Annotated in this window: 22 protein-coding genes, 4 tRNA genes and 1 rRNA gene; all 27 read right to left on the minus strand. The window is 62.4% G+C overall.

What is annotated here, in order from left to right; genetic code table 11:
• Nucleotides 1–4: 4 nt before the first annotated feature.
• The 27 genes from rpsC to rrf all read right to left on the minus strand — a co-directional run bounded on the left by rpsC (nucleotide 5) and on the right by rrf (nucleotide 23841).
• Nucleotides 5–706 (minus strand): 30S ribosomal protein S3, encoded by a 702-nt coding sequence (gene rpsC / locus HOP58_RS15380; protein WP_010626472.1) that lies wholly within the window; start codon nucleotides 704–706, stop codon nucleotides 5–7.
• A gap of 11 nt (nucleotides 707–717) precedes the next feature.
• Nucleotides 718–1050: a 50S ribosomal protein L22 gene (gene rplV, locus HOP58_RS15385; RefSeq protein ID WP_010626471.1), complete on the minus strand. Its 333-nt coding sequence runs from the start codon at nucleotides 1048–1050 to the stop codon at nucleotides 718–720.
• 18 nt (nucleotides 1051–1068) lie between these two features.
• Nucleotides 1069–1344, minus strand: coding sequence for a 30S ribosomal protein S19 (gene rpsS, locus HOP58_RS15390; RefSeq protein WP_009098993.1), 276 nt, complete (start codon nucleotides 1342–1344; stop codon nucleotides 1069–1071).
• A gap of 22 nt (nucleotides 1345–1366) precedes the next feature.
• Nucleotides 1367–2194 carry a 50S ribosomal protein L2 gene (rplB, locus tag HOP58_RS15395; protein WP_010626470.1) on the minus strand — a complete coding sequence of 276 codons (828 nt, stop codon included), beginning with the start codon at nucleotides 2192–2194 and terminating at the stop codon, nucleotides 1367–1369.
• Nucleotides 2195–2211: 17 nt separating this feature from the next.
• Entirely contained in the window at nucleotides 2212–2508 is a 297-nt protein-coding gene (gene rplW, locus HOP58_RS15400; protein ID WP_010626469.1) for a 50S ribosomal protein L23, read from the minus strand.
• Nucleotides 2505–3110, minus strand: a complete 606-nt coding sequence (gene rplD, locus HOP58_RS15405) for a 50S ribosomal protein L4 (protein ID WP_086507993.1) — start codon at nucleotides 3108–3110, stop codon at nucleotides 2505–2507. Before rplD ends, rplW begins: the two co-directional genes overlap by 4 nt.
• A gap of 14 nt (nucleotides 3111–3124) precedes the next feature.
• Nucleotides 3125–3763, minus strand: a complete 639-nt coding sequence (rplC, locus tag HOP58_RS15410; protein ID WP_010626467.1) for a 50S ribosomal protein L3 — start codon at nucleotides 3761–3763, stop codon at nucleotides 3125–3127.
• A gap of 150 nt (nucleotides 3764–3913) precedes the next feature.
• The gene (gene rpsJ / locus HOP58_RS15415; protein WP_010626466.1) at nucleotides 3914–4225 is read right to left on the minus strand and encodes a 30S ribosomal protein S10; all 312 of its coding nucleotides are present in this window, start codon (nucleotides 4223–4225) and stop codon (nucleotides 3914–3916) included.
• A 164-nt stretch (nucleotides 4226–4389) separates the two neighbouring features.
• On the minus strand, nucleotides 4390–5583 hold the full coding sequence (gene tuf / locus HOP58_RS15420; protein WP_010626465.1) for an elongation factor Tu: 1194 nt from the start codon (nucleotides 5581–5583) through the stop codon (nucleotides 4390–4392).
• A gap of 30 nt (nucleotides 5584–5613) precedes the next feature.
• Nucleotides 5614–7734: an elongation factor G gene (gene fusA / locus HOP58_RS15425; RefSeq protein WP_010626464.1), complete on the minus strand. Its 2121-nt coding sequence runs from the start codon at nucleotides 7732–7734 to the stop codon at nucleotides 5614–5616.
• 45 nt (nucleotides 7735–7779) lie between these two features.
• Nucleotides 7780–8250 carry a 30S ribosomal protein S7 gene (rpsG, locus tag HOP58_RS15430; RefSeq protein ID WP_010626463.1) on the minus strand — a complete coding sequence of 157 codons (471 nt, stop codon included), beginning with the start codon at nucleotides 8248–8250 and terminating at the stop codon, nucleotides 7780–7782.
• Between the two features lie 125 nt (nucleotides 8251–8375).
• A complete protein-coding gene (gene rpsL, locus HOP58_RS15435) occupies nucleotides 8376–8750 on the minus strand; it encodes a 30S ribosomal protein S12 (protein ID WP_010626462.1) in 375 nt (124 codons plus the stop codon).
• A gap of 145 nt (nucleotides 8751–8895) precedes the next feature.
• Nucleotides 8896–13116, minus strand: coding sequence for a DNA-directed RNA polymerase subunit beta' (gene rpoC, locus HOP58_RS15440; protein ID WP_234260806.1), 4221 nt, complete (start codon nucleotides 13114–13116; stop codon nucleotides 8896–8898).
• A gap of 11 nt (nucleotides 13117–13127) precedes the next feature.
• On the minus strand, nucleotides 13128–17207 hold the full coding sequence (gene rpoB, locus HOP58_RS15445; protein ID WP_010626460.1) for a DNA-directed RNA polymerase subunit beta: 4080 nt from the start codon (nucleotides 17205–17207) through the stop codon (nucleotides 13128–13130).
• Nucleotides 17208–17442: 235 nt separating this feature from the next.
• On the minus strand, nucleotides 17443–17814 hold the full coding sequence (rplL, locus tag HOP58_RS15450; protein WP_010626459.1) for a 50S ribosomal protein L7/L12: 372 nt from the start codon (nucleotides 17812–17814) through the stop codon (nucleotides 17443–17445).
• Between the two features lie 86 nt (nucleotides 17815–17900).
• On the minus strand, nucleotides 17901–18404 hold the full coding sequence (gene rplJ, locus HOP58_RS15455; RefSeq protein ID WP_010626458.1) for a 50S ribosomal protein L10: 504 nt from the start codon (nucleotides 18402–18404) through the stop codon (nucleotides 17901–17903).
• A 265-nt stretch (nucleotides 18405–18669) separates the two neighbouring features.
• Entirely contained in the window at nucleotides 18670–19362 is a 693-nt protein-coding gene (gene rplA, locus HOP58_RS15460) for a 50S ribosomal protein L1 (protein WP_010626457.1), read from the minus strand.
• Between the two features lie 2 nt (nucleotides 19363–19364).
• Nucleotides 19365–19796: a 50S ribosomal protein L11 gene (rplK, locus tag HOP58_RS15465; RefSeq protein ID WP_010626456.1), complete on the minus strand. Its 432-nt coding sequence runs from the start codon at nucleotides 19794–19796 to the stop codon at nucleotides 19365–19367.
• Between the two features lie 88 nt (nucleotides 19797–19884).
• Nucleotides 19885–20418 (minus strand): transcription termination/antitermination protein NusG, encoded by a 534-nt coding sequence (gene nusG, locus HOP58_RS15470; protein WP_010626455.1) that lies wholly within the window; start codon nucleotides 20416–20418, stop codon nucleotides 19885–19887.
• Between the two features lie 8 nt (nucleotides 20419–20426).
• A complete protein-coding gene (secE, locus tag HOP58_RS15475) occupies nucleotides 20427–20795 on the minus strand; it encodes a preprotein translocase subunit SecE (protein WP_234260807.1) in 369 nt (122 codons plus the stop codon).
• 67 nt (nucleotides 20796–20862) lie between these two features.
• Nucleotides 20863–20938, minus strand: a tRNA-Trp gene (locus tag HOP58_RS15480).
• A gap of 142 nt (nucleotides 20939–21080) precedes the next feature.
• Nucleotides 21081–21155 (minus strand) — tRNA-Thr (locus HOP58_RS15485).
• 37 nt (nucleotides 21156–21192) lie between these two features.
• Nucleotides 21193–21266: transfer RNA gene (locus tag HOP58_RS15490), tRNA-Gly, on the minus strand.
• A gap of 44 nt (nucleotides 21267–21310) precedes the next feature.
• Nucleotides 21311–21394: transfer RNA gene (locus tag HOP58_RS15495), tRNA-Tyr, on the minus strand.
• A gap of 116 nt (nucleotides 21395–21510) precedes the next feature.
• Complete coding sequence (locus HOP58_RS15500; protein ID WP_010626453.1) at nucleotides 21511–22350, minus strand: type III pantothenate kinase; 840 nt, start codon at nucleotides 22348–22350, stop codon at nucleotides 21511–21513.
• Entirely contained in the window at nucleotides 22347–23330 is a 984-nt protein-coding gene (locus tag HOP58_RS15505) for a biotin--[acetyl-CoA-carboxylase] ligase (protein ID WP_010626452.1), read from the minus strand. The genes HOP58_RS15500 and HOP58_RS15505 overlap by 4 nt, the downstream gene beginning before the upstream one ends.
• Before the next feature lie 395 nt (nucleotides 23331–23725).
• Nucleotides 23726–23841: ribosomal RNA gene (rrf, locus tag HOP58_RS15510) — 5S ribosomal RNA — on the minus strand.
• Nucleotide 23842: the final 1 nt, after the last annotated feature.

The following is a 23842-nucleotide window of genomic DNA, read 5'->3' on the forward strand; positions in this document are numbered from 1 at the left end:
CCCCTTACCTGGAACCTTTCTTCTTGGAGGGCGCGGCCTGCGGCTGTTGCTTGGCCTTGGCGCGGACCTCTTCGATGCCCCCGAGGATTTCACCCTTGAAGACCCAAACCTTGACACCGATGATGCCGTAGGTGGTTTTTGCCTCAAAGGTGGCGTAATCGATGTCCGCACGCAGGGTGTGAAGCGGCACGCGACCTTCACGGTACCACTCGGTACGCGCGATTTCGGCGCCACCCAGGCGACCAGACAGCATCACCTTGATACCACCCGCACCGAGGCGCATGGCGTTCTGCACGGAACGCTTCATGGCACGACGGAACATGACGCGACGCTCGAGCTGGCCGGCGATGTTCTGCGCGACGAGCTTGGCGTCCAGCTCCGGCTTGCGGACCTCTTCGATGTTGACGTGCACGGGCACGCCCATCATCGCGGTGACGTCGCGACGCAGCTTGTCGACGTCCTCGCCCTTCTTGCCGATCACGATGCCCGGACGGGCAGTGTGAATGGTGATACGGGCGTTGTTGGCCGGACGCTCGATAGTGATCTTGCTCACGGAAGCGTTCTTCAGACGCTCCTCGAGGAAGCGACGCACTTCGAGGTCGTTGTTCAGCTTGTCGGCATAAGCACCGCGCTCGGCATACCACACCGAGGTGTGATCCTTGACGATACCCAGCCGAATACCTGTCGGATTGACTTTCTGACCCATCTGGTCGACTCCTACTTCTCGGCTACCTTGACGGTGATGTGGCACGTGCGCTTCAGGATGCGATCCGCGCGACCCTTGGCCCGCGGCTTGATGCGCTTGAGCGTCATGCCCTCATCGACGCAGATGGTCGAGACACGCAGCTCGTCGATATCCATGCCGTTGTTTTCTTCCGCATTCGCGATGGCGGACTGCAGCACTTTCTTGACCAGCTTGGCAGCCTTCTTCGGTGAGAAGGTCAGCAGGTCGAGCGCCTCGGCGACAGGCTTACCGCGCACCTGGTCAGCCACCAAACGGGCCTTCTGGGCGGATAAACGAGCGCCACGCAGCTTAGCTGTGACTTCCATCTCTCAATCCTCTCTGGCTTACCGTTTGGCTTTCTTGTCCGCCGCATGACCGCGATAGGTGCGGGTGGCAGCGAATTCGCCCAGCTTGTGGCCAACCATTTCCTCGGAGACGTGCACCGGGACGTGTTGGCGACCGTTATGGACAGCAATGGTGAGCCCAACCATGTTCGGCAGGATCATGGAACGACGCGACCAGGTCTTGATCGGTTTGCGGTCGTTCTTCTCCACTGCAGCCTCAACCTTCTTCAGCAGATGAAGGTCGATAAAAGGACCTTTCTTCAGTGAACGTGGCACAGCCGTTACCTCTTAGTGTCTGTTACTTGGCCTTGCGGCGGCGAACGATCAGCGCATCAGTGCGCTTGTTCTTGCGGGTCTTGTGGCCCTTGGTGGGCACACCCCACGGCGTAACCGGATGGCGACCACCGCTGGTGCGGCCTTCACCGCCACCGTGCGGGTGATCTACCGGGTTCATCGCGACACCGCGAACGGTCGGACGCACGCCTCTCCAGCGCTTTGCACCGGCCTTGCCAAGTTGACGCAGGCTGTGCTCAGAGTTGCTCACTTCACCCAGGGTCGCACGGCAGTCGGCCAGCACCTTGCGCATCTCGCCGGAGCGCAGACGCAAGGTGGCATAGCTGCCTTCACGGGCGACCAGCTGGGCGCTGGTACCGGCACTGCGAGCGATCTGGGCGCCCTTGCCGGGCTTGAGCTCGATGCAGTGAACGGTGGAACCCAGCGGGATGTTACGCAGCGGAAGGGTGTTGCCCTTCTTGATCGCCGCGTTCACGCCGGACTCGAGCTTGTCGCCAGCACTCACGCCCTTGGGCGCGATGATGTAACGACGCTCGCCGTCCAGGTACTTCAGCAGCGCGATGTGCGCGCTACGATTGGGATCGTACTCGAGGCGCTCGACGATGGCAGGAATGCCATCCTTGGTGCGCTTGAAGTCGACGATCCGGTAATGCTGACGGTGACCACCGCCCACGTGGCGGGTTGTGATGCGACCGTTGTTGTTACGTCCACCGCTGCGCGACTGCTTTTCCAGCAGCGGCGCATAGGGCTTGCCCTTGTGCAGGCCTTCGCTGACGACCTTGACGACGTGGCGACGACCGGCGGATGTGGGTTTTGTCTTGACGATTGCCATGATCCGTACTCCTGCCCTTATTCGGCGCCAGTGAAGTCTTCGAGCGTTTCACCAGCTGCCAGGGTCACGTACGCCTTGCGGTAACCCTGACGGCGGCCCAGACCGTGCGCGCTGCGCTTGGTCTTGCCCTTCATGTTCAGCACCTGGACGCGGTCGACCTTCTTGCCAAACAGCACCTGAACGGCCTGCTTGATTTCGGGCTTGGTCGCGTCGCTGGCCACCTTGAACACATACTGGTTGCGCTCGGCGGCGAAAGCGGCCTTCTCGGTCACGTGCGGACCAAGCAGAACCTTGAATACGCGCTCCTGGTTCATGCCAGCTTCTCCTCGAATTTACGCAGAGCAGAGACGGTGACCAGCACCTTGTCGAAGGCGATCAGGCTCACCGGATCGGCAGCAGCCACGTCCACCACATCCACGTTGGGGATGTTGCGGGCGGCCAGATAGAGCTTCTCGTCGACTTCCTCGGTGACGATCAGCGCCTTCTCCAGACCCAGCTCGTTGAGCTTGGCCACCAGCTGCTTGGTCTTCGGCGCATCGACGGTGAACTCGTCGATGGCGATCAGACGCTCCTGGCGCACCAGCTCGGACAGGATGGAACGCATCGCGGCGCGATACATCTTGCGGTTGACCTTCTGCGAGTGGTCCTGCGGACGGGCCGCAAAGGTCACACCACCGCTGCGCCACAGCGGCGAACGGATGGTACCGGCGCGAGCGCGACCGGTGCCCTTCTGACGCCACGGCTTCTTGCCACCGCCGCGCACGTCGGAACGGGTCTTCTGAGCACGGGTGCCCTGGCGACCACCGGCCAGATAGGCGGTGACGACCTGGTGAACCAGCGCCTCGTTGAATTCTTTGCCAAAGGTGGCGTCGGCGACTTCGACAGTACCCGCGCCTGCAGCAAGATTCAGATTCATCGGATCTCTCCCCTTCAGCCAGCTTTGACGGCGCTGCGAACGATGACGTCACTACCGGTAGCACCGGGCACGGCACCCTTGATCAGCAGCAGGTTGCGCTCGGCATCGACCCGCACGACTTCGAGGCTCTGGACGGTGCAGCGGACGTTGCCCATCTGACCGGCCATCTTCTTGCCCTTGAAGACACGACCCGGGGTCTGACACATACCGATGGAACCCGGCGCACGATGCGACAGGGAGTTACCGTGGGTGGCATCCTGGGTACGGAAATTCCAGCGCTTGACGGCGCCCTGGAAGCCCTTGCCCTTGGAGGTGCCGGTCACGTCGACCTTCTGACCAGCTTCGAAGAGGGATACGGTGAGTTCGCCGCCCACTTCCGGAGCCTCATCACCTTCATTGAGGCGGAACTCCATCAGCGAACGACCGGCCTCGATACCTGCCTTGGCGTACTGACCTGCCTGCGCCTTGGTGAGATGCTTGGCCTTGCGGGAGCCGGTTGTGACCTGAATCGCCGCATAACCGTCGGACTCGACGGTCCGCACGCTGGCGACGCGATTCGGCTCAACCTCGATAACGGTTACGGGCACGGAAGCGCCATCTTCGGTAAAGACACGGGTCATACCGGCCTTTCTACCGAGCAAACCGATAGTCATTCTCAGTCTCCTTTAGTGTACGGGGCTATCACCCGCTATGGCTGCCCTTTCCAGAGCATTCCACTAGCACGTTGTATGACGCCATCACGGCGTGGCGGCTGCTGCTCTCACTCGTTTGAAAGAGCGCTGGGCCGCGGGTGTCTAGTGTGGTTAGTCGAGCTTGATCTGCACATCCACGCCAGCGGCGAGGTCGAGCTTCATCAGGGCATCGACGGTCTTTTCAGTCGGCTCGACGATATCGAGCACGCGCTTGTGAGTGCGAATCTCGTACTGGTCACGCGCGTCCTTGTTGACGTGCGGTGAGATCAGCACAGTGTAGCGCTCACGATTGGTCGGCAGCGGGATCGGACCGCGCACCTGAGCACCAGTACGCTTGGCGGTATCAACGATCTCCGCGGCGGACTGGTCGATCAGGCGATGGTCGAATGCCTTCAACCGAATGCGAATCTTCTGGTTCTGCATTTGCCCTAAACTCCAATGGATGTCGACGGCGCGAGCCGCCTACCCACGCATTCAAAGGATGCGCATTATATGCACGCCGGATGCAAGAGTCAAACACTCTGCATCAGGTGCGCAGAAAGGGGGCTCCTCACGGAGCCCCCTTCGATCAGTCAGCAGCCCAGGGCTTACTGAACGATCTTGGCCACGACGCCGGCGCCGACGGTACGACCGCCTTCACGGATGGCGAAACGCAGACCTTCGTCCATGGCGATCGGAGCGATCAGGGTGATAACCATCTTGACGTTGTCGCCCGGCATGACCATCTCGACGCCTTCCGGCAGTTCACAGGTACCGGTCACGTCAGTGGTACGGAAGTAGAACTGCGGACGGTAGCCCTTGAAGAACGGGGTGTGACGACCGCCCTCTTCCTTGGACAGCACGTAGACTTCGGCTTCGAAGACGGTGTGCGGGTTGATGGAACCCGGCTTGGCCAGCACCTGACCACGCTCGACTTCGTCACGCTTGGTGCCGCGCAGCAGGGCGCCGACGTTCTCACCGGCACGACCTTCGTCGAGCAGCTTGCGGAACATCTCGACACCGGTAACGGTAGTCTTGGTGGTGTCCTTGATACCGACGATCTCGACTTCTTCGCCAGCCTTGACGATACCGCGCTCGATACGACCGGTAACCACGGTGCCGCGACCGGAGATGGAGAACACGTCCTCGATCGGCATCAGGAACGGCTGATCGATGGCACGCTCCGGCTCCGGAATGTAGTCGTCCAGGGCCTTGATCAGGTTGGCAACGGCGGTGGTGCCCATGCCGTTCTCGTCCTCACCGTTCAGCGCCATCAGCGCGGAACCGGTGATGATCGGCGTGTCGTCGCCCGGGAAGTCGTACTCGTTCAGGAGCTCACGAACTTCCATCTCGACCAGCTCGAGCAGCTCTTCGTCGTCGACCATGTCGGCCTTGTTCAGGAACACGACGATGTACGGAACGCCAACCTGGCGAGACAGCAGGATGTGCTCGCGAGTCTGCGGCATGGGGCCGTCAGCAGCGGAACAGACCAGGATAGCGCCGTCCATCTGAGCGGCACCGGTGATCATGTTCTTGACGTAGTCGGCGTGCCCCGGGCAGTCGACGTGAGCATAGTGACGCTGCTCGGACTGATACTCGACGTGAGAGGTGGCGATGGTGATACCACGCTCACGCTCTTCCGGAGCGTTGTCGATGGAGTCGAACTGACGCCATTCACCGCCGAAGACCTCAGCAGAAACGCGAGTCAGGGCCGCAGTCAGAGTGGTCTTGCCGTGGTCGACGTGACCGATGGTGCCGACGTTGACGTGCGGTTTGGAACGTTCGAATTTTTCCTTAGCCACTTCGATAACCTCTTTAACGTTTGCTAGCGGTTAGCCTTTCTGGTTGATGACGGCTTCAACGATGCTGGAGGGCGCCTCTTCGTACTTCGCGAACTCCATAACGTAGCTCGCACGACCCTGGGTCTGAGAACGCAGATCGGTTGCATAACCGAACATCTCGCCCAGAGGCACCATCGCGCGGATGATCTTGCCGGAGGAAGAGTCATCCATGCCTTGCACCAGACCGCGGCGACGGTTCAGGTCGCCCATGACGTCACCCATGAAATCCTCGGGGGTCACGACTTCGACCTTCATCACCGGTTCCAGCAGCACGGCCTTGGCCTTGCGGGCCCCTTCCTTGACAGCCATGGAAGAGGCGACCTTGAACGCGTTCTCGTTCGAGTCCACGTCATGGTAGGAGCCATCGTACAGCGTGACCTTGACGTCGATCATCGGGTAACCCGCGATGACACCGTTCTGCAGCTGCTCGTAGGCCCCTTTCTCGACGGCACCCACGTACTCCTTGGGTACCACACCGCCGACGATCTCGGAAGCGAACTTGAAGTGCATCTCTTCGTCTTCGCCCTTGTCCGCCTCGGTGAGCGGCTCGATGCGCAGCCAGACATGACCGTACTGGCCACGACCGCCGGACTGACGCACGAACTTGCCTTCCTGCTCGACCTTGCCGCGAATGGTTTCGCGGTAAGCCACCTGCGGCTTGCCGATGTTGGCCTCGACCTTGAACTCGCGACGCATGCGGTCGACGATGATGTCGAGGTGCAGCTCGCCCATGCCGGAGATGATGGTCTGACCGGTCTCTTCGTCGGTCTTGACGCGGAATGACGGATCTTCCTGGGCCAGTTTGCCCAGCGCCACACCCATCTTCTCCTGGTCGGCCTTGGACTTCGGCTCTACGGCCACCGAGATGACCGGCTCCGGGAATTCCATGCGCTCGAGAATGATCTTGTTCTCCAGGTCGCACAGGGTGTCACCGGTGGTGACGTCCTTCAAGCCGATGCAGGCGGCGATGTCGCCGGCCAGAATTTCCTTGATCTCTTCGCGGGAGTTGGCATGCATCTGCACGATACGGCCAACGCGCTCCTTCTTCTGCTTGACCGAGTTATAGACGCTGTCGCCCGACTTCAGCACGCCCGAGTAGACGCGAATGAAGGTCAGGGTACCGACGAAGGGATCGGTGGCGATCTTGAATGCCAGGGCGGCAAAAGGAGCACTATCGTCCGCTTCACGCGTGGCGACGGTGCCGTCCTTGTCGTCCAGCTCACCTTCGATGGCCTTGACCTCGGCCGGAGATGGCATGTATTCGATCACGGCGTCGAGCACCGCCTGCACGCCCTTGTTCTTGAACGCAGAGCCGCAGGTGACCAGCACGATCTCGTTGTCCAGGGTACGACGACGCAGGCCGGCCTTGATCTCCTCGGTGGAGAGCTCGCCCTCTTCGAGGTACTTGTCCATCAGCTCTTCGGAGGCTTCGGCAGCGGCTTCGACCATCTGCTCGCGATACTCCTCGGCCGTCTCCTGGAGCTCGGCGGGAATGTCGACGAGCTCGTAGCTCATGCCCTGGTCGGCTTCGTTCCAGAGGATCGCCTTCATCTCGATCAGATCGATGACGCCCTTGAACTCGTCCTCGGTGCCCCAGTTGATCTGGATCGGCACGGCGTTGGCGTTCAGGCGCTCCTTGAGCTGCTTCACGACCATGAAGAAGTCGGCGCCGGTACGGTCCATCTTGTTGACGAACACCATGCGCGGCACTTCGTACTTGTTGGCCTGGCGCCAGACGGTCTCGGTCTGGGGCTGAACGCCGGAGCTGCCGCACAGCACTACGACGGCGCCATCGAGCACGCGCAGGGAGCGCTCGACTTCAATGGTGAAGTCGACGTGCCCAGGGGTGTCGATGATGTTGATGCGGTGCTCGTCGAACTGCTGGTTCATGCCCTTCCAGAAGGTCGTCACAGCAGCGGAGGTAATGGTGATACCGCGCTCCTGCTCCTGCTCCATCCAGTCGGTGGTCGCCGCACCATCGTGCACCTCACCGAGTTTGTGAGACAGACCGGTGTAGAAAAGCACACGCTCGGTAGTGGTGGTCTTGCCCGCGTCGACGTGGGCACAGATCCCGATATTGCGATAGCGGTTGAGAGGTGTCTTGCGTGCCACGGTGAAACTCCCCGTTGATTGGCGATGCGTTGAGAGGCGCTGCGCTTAGAAACGGTAGTGCGAGAACGCCTTGTTGGCCTCGGCCATGCGATGCACGTCTTCACGCTTCTTGACCGCGGAGCCCTTGCCTTCGGCGGCATCGAGCATTTCGCCGGCAAGGCGCTGCACCATGGTCTTTTCACCGCGCTTGCGCGCCGCATCCACCAACCAGCGCATGGCCAGCGCCTGGCGACGCGAGGGACGAACTTCCACGGGCACCTGATAGGTCGCACCGCCAACGCGGCGGGACTTGACCTCGACCATCGGCTGAATGGCTTCCAGCGCGCGATCGAAGATCTCCAGCGGCTCTTCCTTACTACGCTCGGCAACCGTGTCCAGCGCACCGTAGACGATACGCTCAGCTGTGGACTTCTTGCCGCTAACCATCAGGTGGTTCATGAACTTGGCCAGGCGCTCGCTTCCGAACTTGGGATCCGGCAGGATCTCGCGCTTGGCAACAACTCTTCTTCTAGGCATGACAAGCCCTCTATCGAAGGGTCTTTCAGGCAAACCCGGAACTCCCGCACGCTCAGCTCGAACCCGCGACGCCCGACCTTACTCTTATCAGACCGAAATTGATTCTGGTAACGCCTCGAGGTCGATCAGGACTTCGGACGCTTGGTGCCGTACTTGGAACGGCCCTGCTTACGGTTCTGCACGCCGGAGGTGTCGAGGGCGCCGCGCACGGTGTGGTAACGCACACCCGGCAAGTCCTTGACACGGCCGCCGCGGATCAGCACGACAGAGTGTTCCTGAAGGTTGTGACCTTCACCGCCGATGTAGGACGAAACCTCGAACCCGTTGGTCAGGCGCACACGGCAGACCTTACGCAGGGCCGAGTTCGGCTTCTTCGGGGTAGTGGTATAGACGCGGGTGCAGACACCGCGCTTCTGCGGACAGGCCTGCAGCGCCGGCACGTCGCTCTTGGCGGCGGGGCGCTTGCGCGGCTTGCGCACGAGCTGGTTGATCGTTGCCATGTTGTGTAGCTGACTCCAATGGTTGCCTTGCCTTTCAGCGGACGCGGGCGCACCCACCCCACTGTTAAAGGCTGCGCATTCTAAGGTCTAACGGGGTCAGGCGTCAAGCGACGGGGAGCTTCCCGGCACCTGACGCCCACCTCGCTTACAGCTCGTCGTCGTCCGAGTCGAGAGCGGTGAGCTGGGCGCCCAGCTCCTGCTCGACGTCGAAAGCCGACGGGTGGAGCAGACGCTCGGTATCTTCCCGCTTGCGGCGACGCTCCTGATGGTGGGCCAGCCCCGTACCTGCCGGGATCAGACGACCAACCACCACGTTCTCCTTGAGGCCGCGCAGGTAGTCGCGCTTGCCGGTTACCGCCGCCTCGGTCAGCACCCGCGTGGTCTCCTGGAAGGAGGCCGCGGAGATGAACGATTCGGTGGCCAGGCTGGCCTTGGTGATACCCAGCAGCACACGCTGGTAGCGAGCCGGGAATTTCTCGGCATGTTCCAGCAGCGCATTCTGCTCGAGCACCTTGACCAGTTCGACCTGGTCGCCCGGGATGAAATCCGAGTCGCCCGAGTCGGTGATCTCAACCTTGCGCAGCATCTGACGCACGATCACTTCGATGTGCTTGTCGTTGATGCCCACGCCCTGGAGGCGATAGACCTCCTGGATCTCAGCGGTGATGTACTTGGCCAGCTCCGCCACACCTAGCAGGCGCAGGATGTCGTGGGGGTTGCTCGGGCCATCGGAGATCACCTCGCCCTTCTCCACGGTCTCGCCTTCGAAGACCGCGATCTGGCGCCATTTCGGGATCAGCATCTCGAACGGATCGCCACCGTCGTCCGGTGTGATGGTCAGACGACGCTTGCCCTTGGTCTCCTTGCCGAAGCTGATCGTACCGCTGACTTCGGCGAGGATGGCCGGTTCCTTCGGCTTGCGCGCTTCGAACAGGTCGGCCACGCGGGGCAGACCACCGGTGATGTCCTTGTTGCCGGACGCTTCCACCGGAATACGCGCAACGATTTCACCGATACCGATCTTGGCACCATGGTCGACCGAGACGATGGCCTTGCCGGGCAGCAAGTATTGCACCGGGGTGTTCGAGCCCGTCACGCTGATGGGCTCACCGCTCTCGTCGGTGAGCAGGATCATCGGGCGGCTGTCGCGACCGGCCTGCGGGCGCGCCGCCGACTCGATCACCTCGATGGACGACAGGCCGGTCATCTCGTCCACGCTGCGGTGGATGGTGACACCCTCGACCATGTCGACGTACTGCACTTTACCTTCGACTTCGGCAATGATCGGGTGGGTGTGCGGATCCCACTTGGCGACCATCTGGCCGGCATCCACCGCGTCGCCGTCCTTGATCGACAGCTCGGCGCCGTAAGGCAGCTTGTAGTACTCGCGCTCGCGGCCGTGCTCGTCGGCCACCGCCAGGGCGCTGGAGCGGGACACCACCACCAGCTTGCCGTCGGTGCGCTCGACGAACTTCATGTTGTGCAGACGGACCTTGCCGCCGTGCTTGACCTGAACGCTGTCCACCGCAGAGGCACGCGATGCCGCACCGCCGATGTGGAAGGTACGCATGGTCAGCTGGGTACCCGGCTCACCGATCGACTGGGCGGCGATGACGCCGACGGCCTCGCCGATGTTGACCTGATGCCCGCGGGCCAGATCGCGGCCGTAGCACGACGAGCAGACCCCGTGAGTCGATTCGCAGGTGATGGCGCTGCGCACCACGATCTCGTCGACGCCCATGGTGTCGAGACGCTCGCACCAGGCTTCGTCGAGCAGGGTGCCCTTCTCGATCAGCACTTCTTCGGTGCTGGGGTCGATGACGTCCTGGGCCACCACGCGACCCAGCACGCGCTGGGCCAGGGAGACGATGATGTCGCCGCCTTCGATGACCGGGTGCAGGGTCAGCCCCTGCTCGGTGCCGCAATCGGTCTCGGTGATCACCATGTCCTGCGCCACGTCGACCAGACGACGGGTCAGGTAACCGGAGTTGGCGGTCTTGAGGGCGGTATCCGCCAGACCCTTACGCGCGCCGTGGGTCGAGATGAAGTACTGCAGTACGTTCAGACCCTCGCGGAAGTTGGCCACGATGGGTGTCTCGATGATCGAGCCGTCCGGCTTCGCCATCAGGCCACGCATACCTGCCAGCTGACGGATCTGAGCCGCGCTACCCCGGGCACCGGAGTCGGCCATGATGAAGACGCTATTGAACGAGTCCTGCTCCACCTCGTTGCCGTTGCGGTCGATCACGGTCTCCTTGGAGATACCCGCCATCATCGCCTTGGCCACCTTGTCGTTGGCCTTGGACCAGATATCGATGACCTTGTTGTACTTCTCGCCAGCGGTGACGAGACCGGAGGAGAACTGGTCCTCGATCTCCTTGACCTCGGCCTCGGCGGCTTCGACGATCTCGCTCTTGGCGTCGGGAATGACGAAGTCATTGACGCCGATGGAAGCGCCGGACCAGGTCGCCATACGGAAACCGGTGTACATCAACTGGTCGGCAAAGATCACCGTCGGCTTGAGGCCGGCACGACGATACACCTCGTTGAGCAGCTTGGAGATTGCCTTCTTCTTCATCGGCTGATCGACCAGCTCGAACGGCACGCCGTCGGGCAGGATACGGAACAGCAGCGCACGACCCACGGTGGTGTCATAGAGGGTGCGGGCGGTGCTGCGCTCGCCGCTCTCCTCGTCGATGATCACCTCGGTGAGACGCACCTTGACCCGGGCATGCAGCGACACGCTCTGGGTACCGAAGGCACGCTCCACCTCCTTGAGGTCGGAGAACACCATGCCCTCGCCCTTGGCGTTGATCTTCTCGCGGGTCATGTAGTACAGACCCAATACCACGTCCTGGGACGGCACGATGATCGGGTCACCGTTGGCCGGCGACAGCACGTTGTTGGTGGCCATCATCAGCGCCCGCGCCTCGAGCTGGGCTTCCAGCGTCAGCGGCACGTGAACCGCCATCTGGTCACCGTCGAAGTCGGCGTTGTAGGCGGCACACACCAGCGGGTGCAGCTGGATCGCCTTGCCCTCGATCAGCAGCGGCTCGAAGGCCTGGATGCCGAGACGGTGCAGGGTCGGGGCGCGGTTGAGCAGCACCGGGTGTTCGCGAATGACGTCGGCGAGGATGTCCCACACCTCGGGCAGCTCGCGCTCGACCATCTTCTTGGCCGCCTTGATGGTGGAGGCGTGGCCCAAGGCCTGCAGCTTGGAATAGATGAACGGCTTGAACAGCTCGAGCGCCATCTTCTTGGGCAGACCGCACTGGTGCAGACGCAGGGTCGGGCCGACGGTGATCACCGAACGGCCGGAGTAGTCGACGCGCTTGCCCAGCAGGTTCTGACGGAAACGCCCCTGCTTGCCCTTGATCATGTCGGCCAGGGACTTCAGCGGACGCTTGTTGGAACCGGTGATGGCACGGCCGCGACGACCGTTGTCGAGCAGCGCATCGACCGCTTCCTGCAGCATGCGCTTCTCGTTGCGCACGATGATGTCCGGCGCGTTGAGATCGAGCAGCCGCTTCAAGCGGTTGTTGCGGTTGATCACCCGGCGGTACAGGTCGTTGAGGTCGGAGGTGGCGAAGCGACCGCCGTCCAGCGGCACCAGCGGACGCAGGTCCGGCGGCAGCACCGGCAGCACTTCCATGACCATCCACGCCGGATCGTTACCGGAGTTGAGGAAGGCCTCCAGCAGCTTGAGCCGCTTGGAGAGCTTCTTGATCTTGGTCTCGGAGTTGGTCTGCGGGATCTCCTCGCGCAGACGGTCGACCTCCTCGGAGAGGTCGATGTCCTTGAGCAGCGCCTGGATCGCCTCGGCGCCCATGCGGGCGTCGAAGTCGTCACCGAACTCCTCGAGGGCCTCGAAGTACTGCTCGTCGTTGAGCAGTTGGCCGCGCTCCAGAGTGGTCATGCCCGGATCGATGACCACGAAGCTCTCGAAATAGAGCACCCGCTCGATATCGCGCAGAGTCATGTCGAGGAACATGCCGATACGCGACGGCAGCGACTTGAGGAACCAGATGTGCGCCACCGGCGAGGCTAGCTCGATGTGGCCCATGCGCTCGCGACGCACGGCTGCCTTGGTCACCTCGACGCCGCACTTCTCGCAGATGATGCCGCGGTGCTTCATGCGCTTGTACTTGCCGCACAGGCACTCGTAGTCCTTCACCGGACCGAAGATCTTGGCGCAGAACAGCCCGTCCCGCTCCGGCTTGAAGGTACGGTAGTTGATGGTCTCGGGCTTCTTGACCTCGCCATAGGACCAGGAGCGAATCATGTCCGGCGAGGCGAGCGAGATCTTGATCGCGTCGAACTCTTCGGACTGTGATTGCGATTTGAGGACTTTCACCAAATCTTTCATGGAGTCGGCTCCTAGCTCTCTAACTCGATATCGATGCCCAGCGAACGGATTTCCTTCACCAGTACGTTGAAGGATTCCGGCATGCCGGCATGCATGGTGTGGTCGCCGTCGACGATGCTCTTGTACATCTTGGTGCGACCTTCCACGTCGTCGGACTTCACCGTGAGCATCTCCTGGAGGGTATAGGCGGCGCCGTAGGCTTCCAGCGCCCACACCTCCATCTCACCGAAACGCTGACCGCCGAACTGCGCCTTGCCGCCCAGCGGTTGCTGGGTGACGAGCGAGTAGGAGCCAGTGGAACGGGCGTGCATCTTGTCGTCCACCAGGTGGTTGAGCTTGAGCATGTACATATAGCCCACCGTCACCGGGCGGTCGAAGGCGTCACCGGTACGCCCGTCGTACAGCGCCATCTGGCCGGAATCCGGCAGATCCGCCAGGCGCAGCAGGTGCTTGATCTCGCCTTCCGCCGCGCCGTCGAACACCGGCGAAGCCATCGGCACGCCGCCGCGCAGGTTCTTGGCCAGGGCGATCACCTCGTCGTCGGAGAGCGAGTCGATGTCCTCGATCCGGGTACCTTCGGTGGAGTTGTACACCTTGCCCAGGAACTCGCGAATCTCGCTCACCTGCTGGGTGCGTGCATCGCGCAGCAGAGCGTCGATCTTGACGCCGAGGCCCTGGGCCGCCAGGCCCAGGTGGGTCTCGAGGATCTGACCGACGTTCATCCGCGACGGTACGCCCAGCGGGTTGAGGACGATGTCCACCGGCACGCCGTTGTCGTCGAAGGGCATGTCTTCTACCGGCATGATTGCCGAGATGACACCCTTGTTACCGTGACGGCCGGCCATCTTGTCACCCGGCTGGATGCGACGCTTGACCGCCATGTAGACCTTGACGATCTTGAGTACGCCCGGCGCCAGGTCGTCGCCCTGGGTCAGCTTGCGCTTCTTGTCCTCGAAGCGCTCCTCCATCTCCTTGCGACGGTTCTCCAACTGCTCGTCGGCCTGGGCCAGCAGCTCGTTGAGCGACTCGTCCTGCAGGCGCAGCTTGAACCACTGCTGACGCGGCAGTTCGTCGAGGTAGCTGTCGGAGAGCACGTCGCCTTTCTTCAGCTTGGGTCCGCCGTTGACCGGCTGGCCGGAGAGCGTGCGCTTGAGACGCTCGAAGGTGGCGTCCTCGGCGATGCGGTAGGTCTCCTGCAGGTCCTTGCGCACCTCGTCGAGCTGCATCTGCTCGATGGCCAGCGCCCGGGAGTCCTTCTCCACGCCGTCGCGGGTGAACACCTGCACGTCGATCACGGTACCGCGCATGCCGGTGGGGGCACGCAGCGAAGTATCCTTCACGTCGGAGGCCTTCTCACCGAAGATCGCCCGCAGCAGCTTCTCTTCCGGGGTCAGCTGGGTCTCGCCCTTGGGCGTGACCTTGCCCACCAGGATGTCGCCCGGGCCGACTTCGGCGCCGATGTAGACCACGCCGGCCTCGTCCAGCTTGGAGAGTGCCGACTCACCCACGTTGGGGATATCCGAGGTGATCTCCTCCGGCCCCAGCTTGGTGTCGCGGGAAACGCAGGTCAGCTCCTGGATGTGGATGGTGGTGAAGCGATCCTCCTGCACCACGCGCTCCGAGAGCAGAATCGAGTCCTCGAAGTTGTAGCCGTTCCAAGGCATGAAGGCGATGCGCATGTTCTGACCCAGGGCCAGGTCACCCATGTCGACGGAGGGACCGTCGGCCAGGATGTCGCCGCGCTCGACCACGTCGCCGGGACGCACGATGGGGCGCTGGTTCATGCAGGTGTTCTGGTTGGAACGCACGTACTTGGTAAGGTTGTAGATGTCGACGCCGGCTTCGCCGCCGATGATCTCGTCCTCGTTGATACGTACCACGATGCGCTTGGCGTCGACCGAGTCGATGACCCCGCCGCGACGCGCCACAGCACATACGCCGGAGTCGCGGGCGACGAAACGCTCCATGCCGGTACCCACCAGCGGCTTCTCGGCGCGCAGGGTCGGTACCGCCTGACGCTGCATGTTCGAGCCCATCAGAGCGCGGTTGGCATCGTCGTGCTCGAGGAACGGGATCAGCGCCGCTGCCACCGAGACCACCTGACGCGGAGACACGTCCATCAGGGTGACCTGCTCGGGGCGCATGAAGGTGGTCTCGCCCTTGTGGCGCACCTGTACCAGGTCGTCGACCAGCTTGCCGCTCTCATCGACGGTGGCCGAAGCCTGGGCGATGATGAAGTCGCCCTCCTCGATGGCCGAGAGGTGCACCACCTCGTCGGTCACCTGGCGGTCCACTACCTTGCGGTACGGCGTCTCGAGGAAGCCGTAGCTGTTGGTGTGGCTGTAGGTGGCCAGCGAGTTGATCAGACCGATGTTCGGACCTTCCGGGGTCTCGATCGGACACAGACGGCCATAGTGGGTGGCGTGAACGTCGCGCACCTCGAAGCCGGCCCGCTCGCGGGTCAGACCGCCCGGACCAAGCGCGGAGACGCGGCGCTTGTGGGTGACCTCGGAGAGCGGGTTGTTCTGGTCCATGAACTGCGAGAGCTGGCTGGAACCGAAGAACTCCTTGACCGCCGCCGCCACCGGCTTGGCATTGATCAGGTCCTGCGGCATCAGGCCTTCGCTCTCGGCCATGGAGAGACGTTCCTTGACCGCACGCTCGACGCGCACCAGGCCCACGCGGAACTGATTCTCGGCCATCTCGCCGACGCAGCGGATACGACGGTTGCCCAGGTGATCGATATCGTCGACTTCGCCGAAGCCGTTACGGATGTAGATCAGCTCCTTGAGCACGTCGAGGATGTCACGGTTGTCGAGCACGCCGGAGCCGACGTCGGAATCACGACGCAGGCGACGATTGAACTTCATGCGACCGACACCGGAAAGGTCGTAGCGGTCTTCGGTGAAGAACAGGTTGTGGAACAGCGTCTCGGCGGCTTCCTTGGTGGGCGGCTCGCCGGGGCGCATCATGCGGTAGATCTCGACCAGCGCCTCGAGCTGCGAGCTGGTGGTATCCAGACGCAGGGTCTCGGAGACGAACGGGCCGCAGTCGAGATCGTTGGTGTACAGCGTCTCGAGCTTGGTGATGCCGGCCTGGCCCAGCTTCTCGAGCAGTTCCGGGGTGATCACGCTGTTGCAGGGGCAGATCAGCTCGCCGGTATTGGCATCGACCTGATCCTTGGCCAGGGTCTTGCCGAACAGGTAATCCATCGGCACTTCGAGGCGCTCGAGGCCGGCCTTCTCCAGCTGACGGATATGCTTCTGGGTGATACGGCGACCTTCCTCGACGATCAGGTTGCCATCGGCATCCTTGATGTCGAAGGTGGCGGTTTCGCCACGCAGGCGCGACGGCACCAGCTCCACCGAGAAACCGCTCTTCTCGATGTGGAAGACGCTGGTGTCGAAGAACTCGTCGAGGATCTCCTCGGCACTCATGCCCAGCGCGCGCAGCAGCACCGTGGCCGGCAGCTTGCGGCGACGGTCGATACGCACGAAGACGTTGTCCTTGGGATCGAACTCGAAGTCGAGCCAGGAGCCGCGATAAGGAATCACGCGAGCGGAATAGAGCAGCTTGCCCGAGGAGTGGCTCTTGCCCTTGTCATGATCGAAGAACACGCCCGGCGAGCGATGCAGCTGGGAAACGATGACCCGCTCGGTGCCGTTGACCACGAAGGTGCCGTTCTCGGTCATCAGGGGGATCTCCCCCATGTAGACTTCCTGCTCCTTGATGTCCTTGATGGCCTTGTTGGAAGAGTCGCGATCGTAGATGATCAAGCGAACCTTGACCCGCAAGGGAGCGGAGTAGGTGACGCCACGCAGCTGGCACTCCTTGACGTCGAAGGCCGGGGTACCGAAGCGATAGCTGACGTACTCGAGCGCCGCGTTGCCGGAGAAGCTCTCGATCGGGAACACGGACTTGAACGCCGCATGCAGTCCGGTCTCGAGGCGCTCATCGGGGGCGCGGTCCTGCTGGAGGAAGTCGTAGTAGGAATCAAGCTGGATCGCCAGCAGGTAGGGCACATCCATCACTTGGGGCAGTTTGCCGAAATCCTTGCGGATGCGTTTTTTCTCAGTGTATGAGTAAGCCATCTGTATTCCCCAGCTTGTTCACCATGGGTGACCGATGCGTGGTCGGCGCCGCCCGACGAGACCGCCCCCGTCAGGCGCTGACGGCAAGCTCCACAGGGGGTAGCTCGCCGTCGGGATTCTGCTAGCGACGCTGCGTCAGCAAGGCGCTAGTGCAACAGAAAAAGGCCGGCAGCGGGAGGGCCCGCCACCAGCCGTGGAAGCTTACGCAGCGCGTGAAGCCATGGAAACCAAGGGGTTACTTGAGTTCCACGGTGGCGCCGGCTTCTTCCAGCTTCTTCTTGGCCTCATCGGCCTCTGCCTTGGGCATGGCTTCCTTGATGGTAGCCGGGGCGCCGTCGACGGCAGCCTTGGCTTCCTTCAGGCCCAGACCGGTGATCTCGCGCACAGCCTTGATCACGTTGACCTTCTTGTCGCCGGCGCTGGCCAGTACCAGGTCGAACTCGGTCTGCTCTTCGGCAGCGGCTTCACCACCAGCAGCCGGACCGGCCACGACGGCGGCAGCGGCAGAGACGCCGAACTTCTCTTCCATCGCTTCGATCAGCTCGACGACTTCCATCACGGACATGTCGGCGACGGCGTTGATGATGTCTTCTTTGGTAAGTGCCATTTCGGTATTCCTAACTTTGCGGGAGCCTCGGCGCACCGAGCGCTCTATTCAGTGTTCGATTCAGGCTACAGCAACGAGTTCGCCGATCAGGCGGCCTGTTCCTGCTTCTGGTCGCGCAAGGCGGCCAGAGTACGAACCAGCTTGCCGGCAGATGCTTCCTTCATGACGGACATCAGCTTGGCGATGGCCTCGTCATAAGTCGGCAGGGTTGCCAGACGGTCAATGTCGCTTGCCGCAATCAGCTCGCCTTCGTAGGCCAGCGCCTTGACTTCGAAGTTCTTCTCATCCTTGGCGAAATCCTTGAACAGACGGGCGGCAGCGCCCGGATGCTCGGTGGAAAACGCCAGCAGAGTCGGACCGACGAAGCTCTCGTTCAGACACTCCCACTGAGTGCCGGAAAGGGCGCGGCGTGCCAGGGTGTTGCGAACAACACGCAGCTGGACGCCATTCTCGCGGGCCTGCTTGCGCAGACCGGTCATCTTCTCGACCGTGACGCCACGAGAATCGGCAACTACGACGGAGAGTGCGCTCTTGGCAGCTTCACTGACCTCGGCAACGATCGCCTTCTTGCCTTCGAGTGCTAGTGGCACAGTGATCACTCCTTCGTGCCGGAACCGCATAAGCGGACTCCGGTGGTTACCATCTCTCCCCTCAACGCAAGCGCCGATGGGAGTCCTGGGTGATGGTGCTCACCAGCGTTCTGGCGGCCACACCATCTGCGCAGGCACCCCTAGGGGAGATTAAGCCGCCCACTCGAAAGAGGGCGGCACCTGCGGTCTTTGACGGCGCCCCTCGCCCCTGCCAGGCAGGACCTCGGGGACCGCAAAGTTCTTGCAACTATTCTCTACCGCGTCCTTAGACGAGGGCAGAGTGATCGAGGGTCAGACCCGGGCCCATGGTAGTGGACAGGGTGACCTTCTTGAAATAGATACCCTTGGACGTGCTCGGCTTGAGACGCTTGAGGTCCGCGACCAGCGCTTCCAAGTTGCCCCGGATGGCGTCGGCATCGAAGTCGACCTTGCCCAGAGTGGTGTGAATGATGCCGTTCTTGTCGGTACGGAAACGTACCTGACCAGCCTTGGCATTCTTCACCGCGGTGGCCACGTCGGGCGTCACGGTGCCGACCTTGGGGTTCGGCATCAGACCGCGCGGACCGAGGATCTGGCCCAGTTGGCCGACCACGCGCATGGCGTCCGGCGAGGCGATGACCACGTCGAAATCGAGCTGACCCTTCTTGACCTGCTCGGCCAAGTCGTCCATGCCGACGATATCGGCACCGGCTTCCTTGGCGGCATCGGCATTGGCGCCCTGAGTGAACACGGCGACGCGCACGTCCTTGCCGGTTCCGTTGGGCATGACGGTAGCGCCACGCACCACCTGGTCGGATTTACGCGGATCGACACCCAGATTGATGGCGACGTCCAGCGACTCCTTGAACTTAACGGTAGAGAGTTCGGCGAGCAGTGCCACGGCCTCTTCCAGGCTGTAAGCCTTGGAAGCGTCGACCTTCTCGCGAATCATCTGAGCGCGCTTGGAAAGCTTGGCCATGATCAGAGACCCTCCACGTTGAGGCCCATGCTGCGGGCACTGCCGGCAATGGTACGCACCGCGGCATCGAGATCGGCAGCCGTCAGATCGGGCTCCTTGGTCTTGGCGATCTCTTCGAGCTGTGCACGGGTCACGGTACCGACCTTCTTCTTGTTCGGCTCACCGGAGCCGGACTTGATGCCAGCCGCCTTCTTCAGCAGGACGGCCGCCGGCGGCGTCTTGGTGATGAAGGTGAAGCTGCGGTCGGAATAGACGGTGATCACCACGGGAGTCGGCAGACCCGGCTCGATGTCCTGGGTCGCGGCATTGAATGCCTTACAGAACTCCATGATGTTGACACCGTGCTGACCCAGCGCGGGGCCCACGGGGGGACTCGGGTTGGCCTTACCAGCTGCCACCTGCAGCTTGATGTAAGCCTGTACTTTCTTGGCCATGATGGACTCCAGTTGGGTAGTAGCGCCTTGCGGCTCCCCGGGTTAAGCGGCCACCGCGGCGGCCGCACAGCAAATCAGAGGTCGAGAGTCATTCCTTCTCGACCTGCGAGAACTCGAGCTCGACAGGCGTCGCCCGACCGAAGATCAGCACGCTGACCTGCAGGCGGCTCTTGTCGTAGTTGACCTCTTCGACCACGCCGTTGAAGTCGGCAAAGGGTCCGTCGATGACGCGCACGGACTGACCCGGCTCGAACATGGTCTTGGGCCGCGGCTTGTCGCTGCCGTCTTTCACGCGGCGCAGAATGGCGTCGGCTTCTTTCTGGGTGATCGGCGCCGGCTTCTCCTTGGTACCACCGATGAACCCCATCACACGCGGGGTTTCGTTGACCAGGTGCCAGGTGCCGTCGTCCATTTCCATCTCGACCAGCACGTAGCCGGGATAGAACTTGCGCTCGCTCTTGCGACGCTTGCCGTCACGCACCTCGACGACCTCTTCGGTCGGCACCAGGATCTCGCCGAAGCGATCCTCCATGCCATACATCTTCACGCGCTCCTTGAGGGAGCGCATGACATGCTTCTCGAAGCCGGAGTAGGCGTGCACGACGTACCAACGCTTGGACATGAAGACTCCTAACCGATGACGCCGGACATCGCCCAGCTTAGAAGGGTGTCGATCAGCCACAGCATCAGCCCGACGATCAGCACGGCGACCAGCACGATGGCAGTCGTCTGCACCGTCTCGGGACGGGTCGGCCACACCACACGCTGGATCTCTTTCTTGGCGTTCTTGGCCAACTCGGCGAGATCGCGCCCCCTGGCGGTCGTCAGGGCAATGCCTGCAGCACCCAGGCAAAGCACGACGACACCAAGCACACGATAGAGAAGCGCCTGATCGGCGTAGTAGGCATTGCCCACTACAGCCAACGTCACCAGCGTGACGACAACCGCCCACTTGAGCCCGTCGTGGCGCGACTCCTGCACCTCGGCGTTGTGTTTCATGAAAACGAGACTCCTCAGGGTGCGGCAATCGAGCATGTTCGTATGAAGAAGCCAACCTGGGGAAGGTTGGCAGGCCAGGAGGGAATCGAACCCCCAACCTGCGGTTTTGGAGACCGCTGCTCTGCCAATTGAGCTACTGGCCTGTACCTGACACGCAGCACCTCTTGCAGACGCATACGTAACAGCGGGCGCCATGATAGCGGATGCTCCGCCGACTGGCAACCCTTCCCGGCGAACCGACGCCGCGAAGAAAAGAAAGGCGAGCTCAGGCTCGCCTTTCTGCAATGGAGCTCATGGACGGATTTGAACCGTCGACCTCACCCTTACCAAGGGTGTGCTCTACCCCTGAGCTACATGAGCAAAACCTTTCACACCCAACCTACCACAGCCGAATGCCTGGAGCGGGCAGCGGGAATCGAACCCGCATCATCAGCTTGGAAGGCTGAGGTTCTACCATTGAACTATGCCCGCCTACCCACTCTTCCCATCCAGACACAAACCTCGATGGGACAATCTGGTGGAGGGGGAAGGATTCGAACCTTCGAAGCTTTCGCGGCAGATTTACAGTCTGCTCCCTTTGGCCACTCGGGAACCCCTCCAGATGGCGGCTCATTCTACCGCCTACCGAAGCCATGTCAAGCGCTTATTTATCAGCCACTTGCCGAAAAGCTCGTCAGTGCGACGACCCCTTGGCCTCGGAACGCGCTGCATTGTGTCAAAGCAGCATGGAGAATGCAAGGCCCGCCCTGATTTTTTCGAGTCCTGCAGGCTCAGGCACACGGGGCGCCCCCGACATACGCCCGGCTCGCTCGGCAGCGGTCAGCGGGAAACACGCTTCGAGCCCGCCATAGACCATGTCAGGCCATATCGCATGGGGAGAGTGCACTCCTCGCGCCACCACGCGCGCATCGCCGCCCGTCAGCAACAGCGGCAAGGCAATCCCTTCACGATCACAGACCTCGGCATAGATTCGATTCACGGCACTGACAGCGGCCAGATAGATGCCATGGTTCACGGCCTCGACGGTTCGCCGCCCCGGCAGCAGTAGCTCCTCTGCCTCGCTGTCGGGATCGATGGCCACATTGCGCGTGCCGAGCTGCAGGCTCTCTTTCATCAGACGCAGCCCCGGCAGGATATACCCCCCCAGGTGACGCCCGCCCGGCAGCACGAAATCGATGGTGATGGCACTGCCGCAATCCACGGCGCAGCAGCCCCCAGCCAGCTGGTAGCCGGCCAGCACGCCCATCCAGCGGTCGACACCCAGGCGATGCGGCTCCTCGTAGCCGTTCATCACGCCCAAGGCTTCGGGTACCGAGCGCGCCACATGCACGCTACGCACTCGGCTCTGCAGCAGCGTTACCGTCTGTTCCAGCACCGCCTGGCGCGCAACGCTCGAGATTCGCACCGCCTCCACCACGTCGAGATCGGGAATATCGGAGCCAGGCTTCCACTCCTCACGGGTCCAGACGGCCCCCCGTGAGCGAATCTCGCTGCTGTCGGCATCCTTCAGCCGCCACTTGGAAAGTGTGTTGCCGATGTCCAGGTCAAGGATCATGTACGCCCACGCACGCTGATCTCACCACCCCCCAGGCGCTCACGCCCCCGCTCATGGCAAACCCAGAGATTGCCAGAGGCATCGACGGTCTCGGCCGTTGCCGTGAACCGCTGCTGCCCTCTCTGCACTTCGACCTGGCAGCCCTGGAAGGCATGCCGTGCATTCCACTCGCCTTGCCAGGCGACAAAGCCGGATGTCTCATACTCGGCCAGCAGCGGCATGAGCTCATCCAGCAGCTCAGCGGCCAGCCGATTGCGTGAGAGCGACGAGGCCTGATCATGCACGGCCGCCACCTTCTGCTCGATTCTCTCTCGAAAGCTCGTTGGCAGATCAAAATTGATACCCATGCCCACCACGACCTCACAGGGACCCGCTGCGTCCCCGCTGATCTCTACCAAGATGCCTGCCAGCTTGCCCAGGTTCCCCTCCCCATCCTCGAGCAGCACGTCATTCGGCCACTTGAGCCTGGAAGAGACACCGTGACGCTCCAGCACGCGAGACAGCGCGACCCCTACCGCGAGGCTCAGCCCCTCCAGCGCCACCACGCCGGTCTCGAAGCGCCACCCGACCGACAGCATGAGTGCACGCCCCCAGGGGGTCGTCCAGACTCGGCCACGACGCCCGCGCCCCGCACTCTGCTGCTCGACCAGGCACACCTCACCATGGCCGGCACCTTGAGCGAAGCGCTGGCGAATGAACTCGTTGCTTGAGGGCAGCGTCTCCTCGACGAAGAGCCTGGCCAGATGCTGCCGCCCCTTGCGCGACAGCTCGGCCACGATTCGCGAACCATCCAGCAGCTCCAGCGGCGCGGAGAGGCGGTACCCCTGCCCCTTGACCGCCTCGAGCGGGATATCCATTGCCTCGAGCTTCTTGAGCTGCTTCCACACCGCGGTGCGCGATACACCCAGCCGCTCCCCCAACTGCTCGCCGGAATGGAACTCTCCGTCGCTCAGCAGCCGAATGAGATCACCGATGGTCATGCTCTGTTGCCCTGGTCGGGAAAAAAGTCATTCTAGCGAACTGCCGCCTCCGCGGAAACGCATTGACCGGATAAAGAAAAACCCCGAGCTCGGCTGAGCTCAGGGTTTGGATAGATAAGGGGCCTAAACGGCGAAACCCAGCCTCTCTCGAAGCTGGGTTTCTGAAGAAGTGCCTGACGATGTTCGGGGCGGCCATCCGCCGGGCGGCGCTCCGCTACTCTCGCATGGGGGTGAGAGCGCCCAGCCCTTCGCGGCACCGCCGCGAGGGCGCTCGAACGCCCCGAGCCGGCGAGGGGCCGGTCCGCGAAGCGGCCCCACGAAACAGAGAGCGGGCCGACCCATGCCCATGAAAAAACCCCAAACATTCGCATGTTTGGGGTTCCTTCGAATTAAGTGCCTGACGATGACCTACTCTCGCATGGGGAGGCCCCACACTACCATCGGCGCTGAGCGGTTTCACTGCTGAGTTCGGCATGGGATCAGGTGGTTCCCACTCGCTATGGTCGTCAGGC

The organism is Halomonas sp. MCCC 1A11062, assembly GCF_021404355.1.
GTDB classification, from domain to species: domain Bacteria; phylum Pseudomonadota; class Gammaproteobacteria; order Pseudomonadales; family Halomonadaceae; genus Halomonas; species Halomonas aerodenitrificans.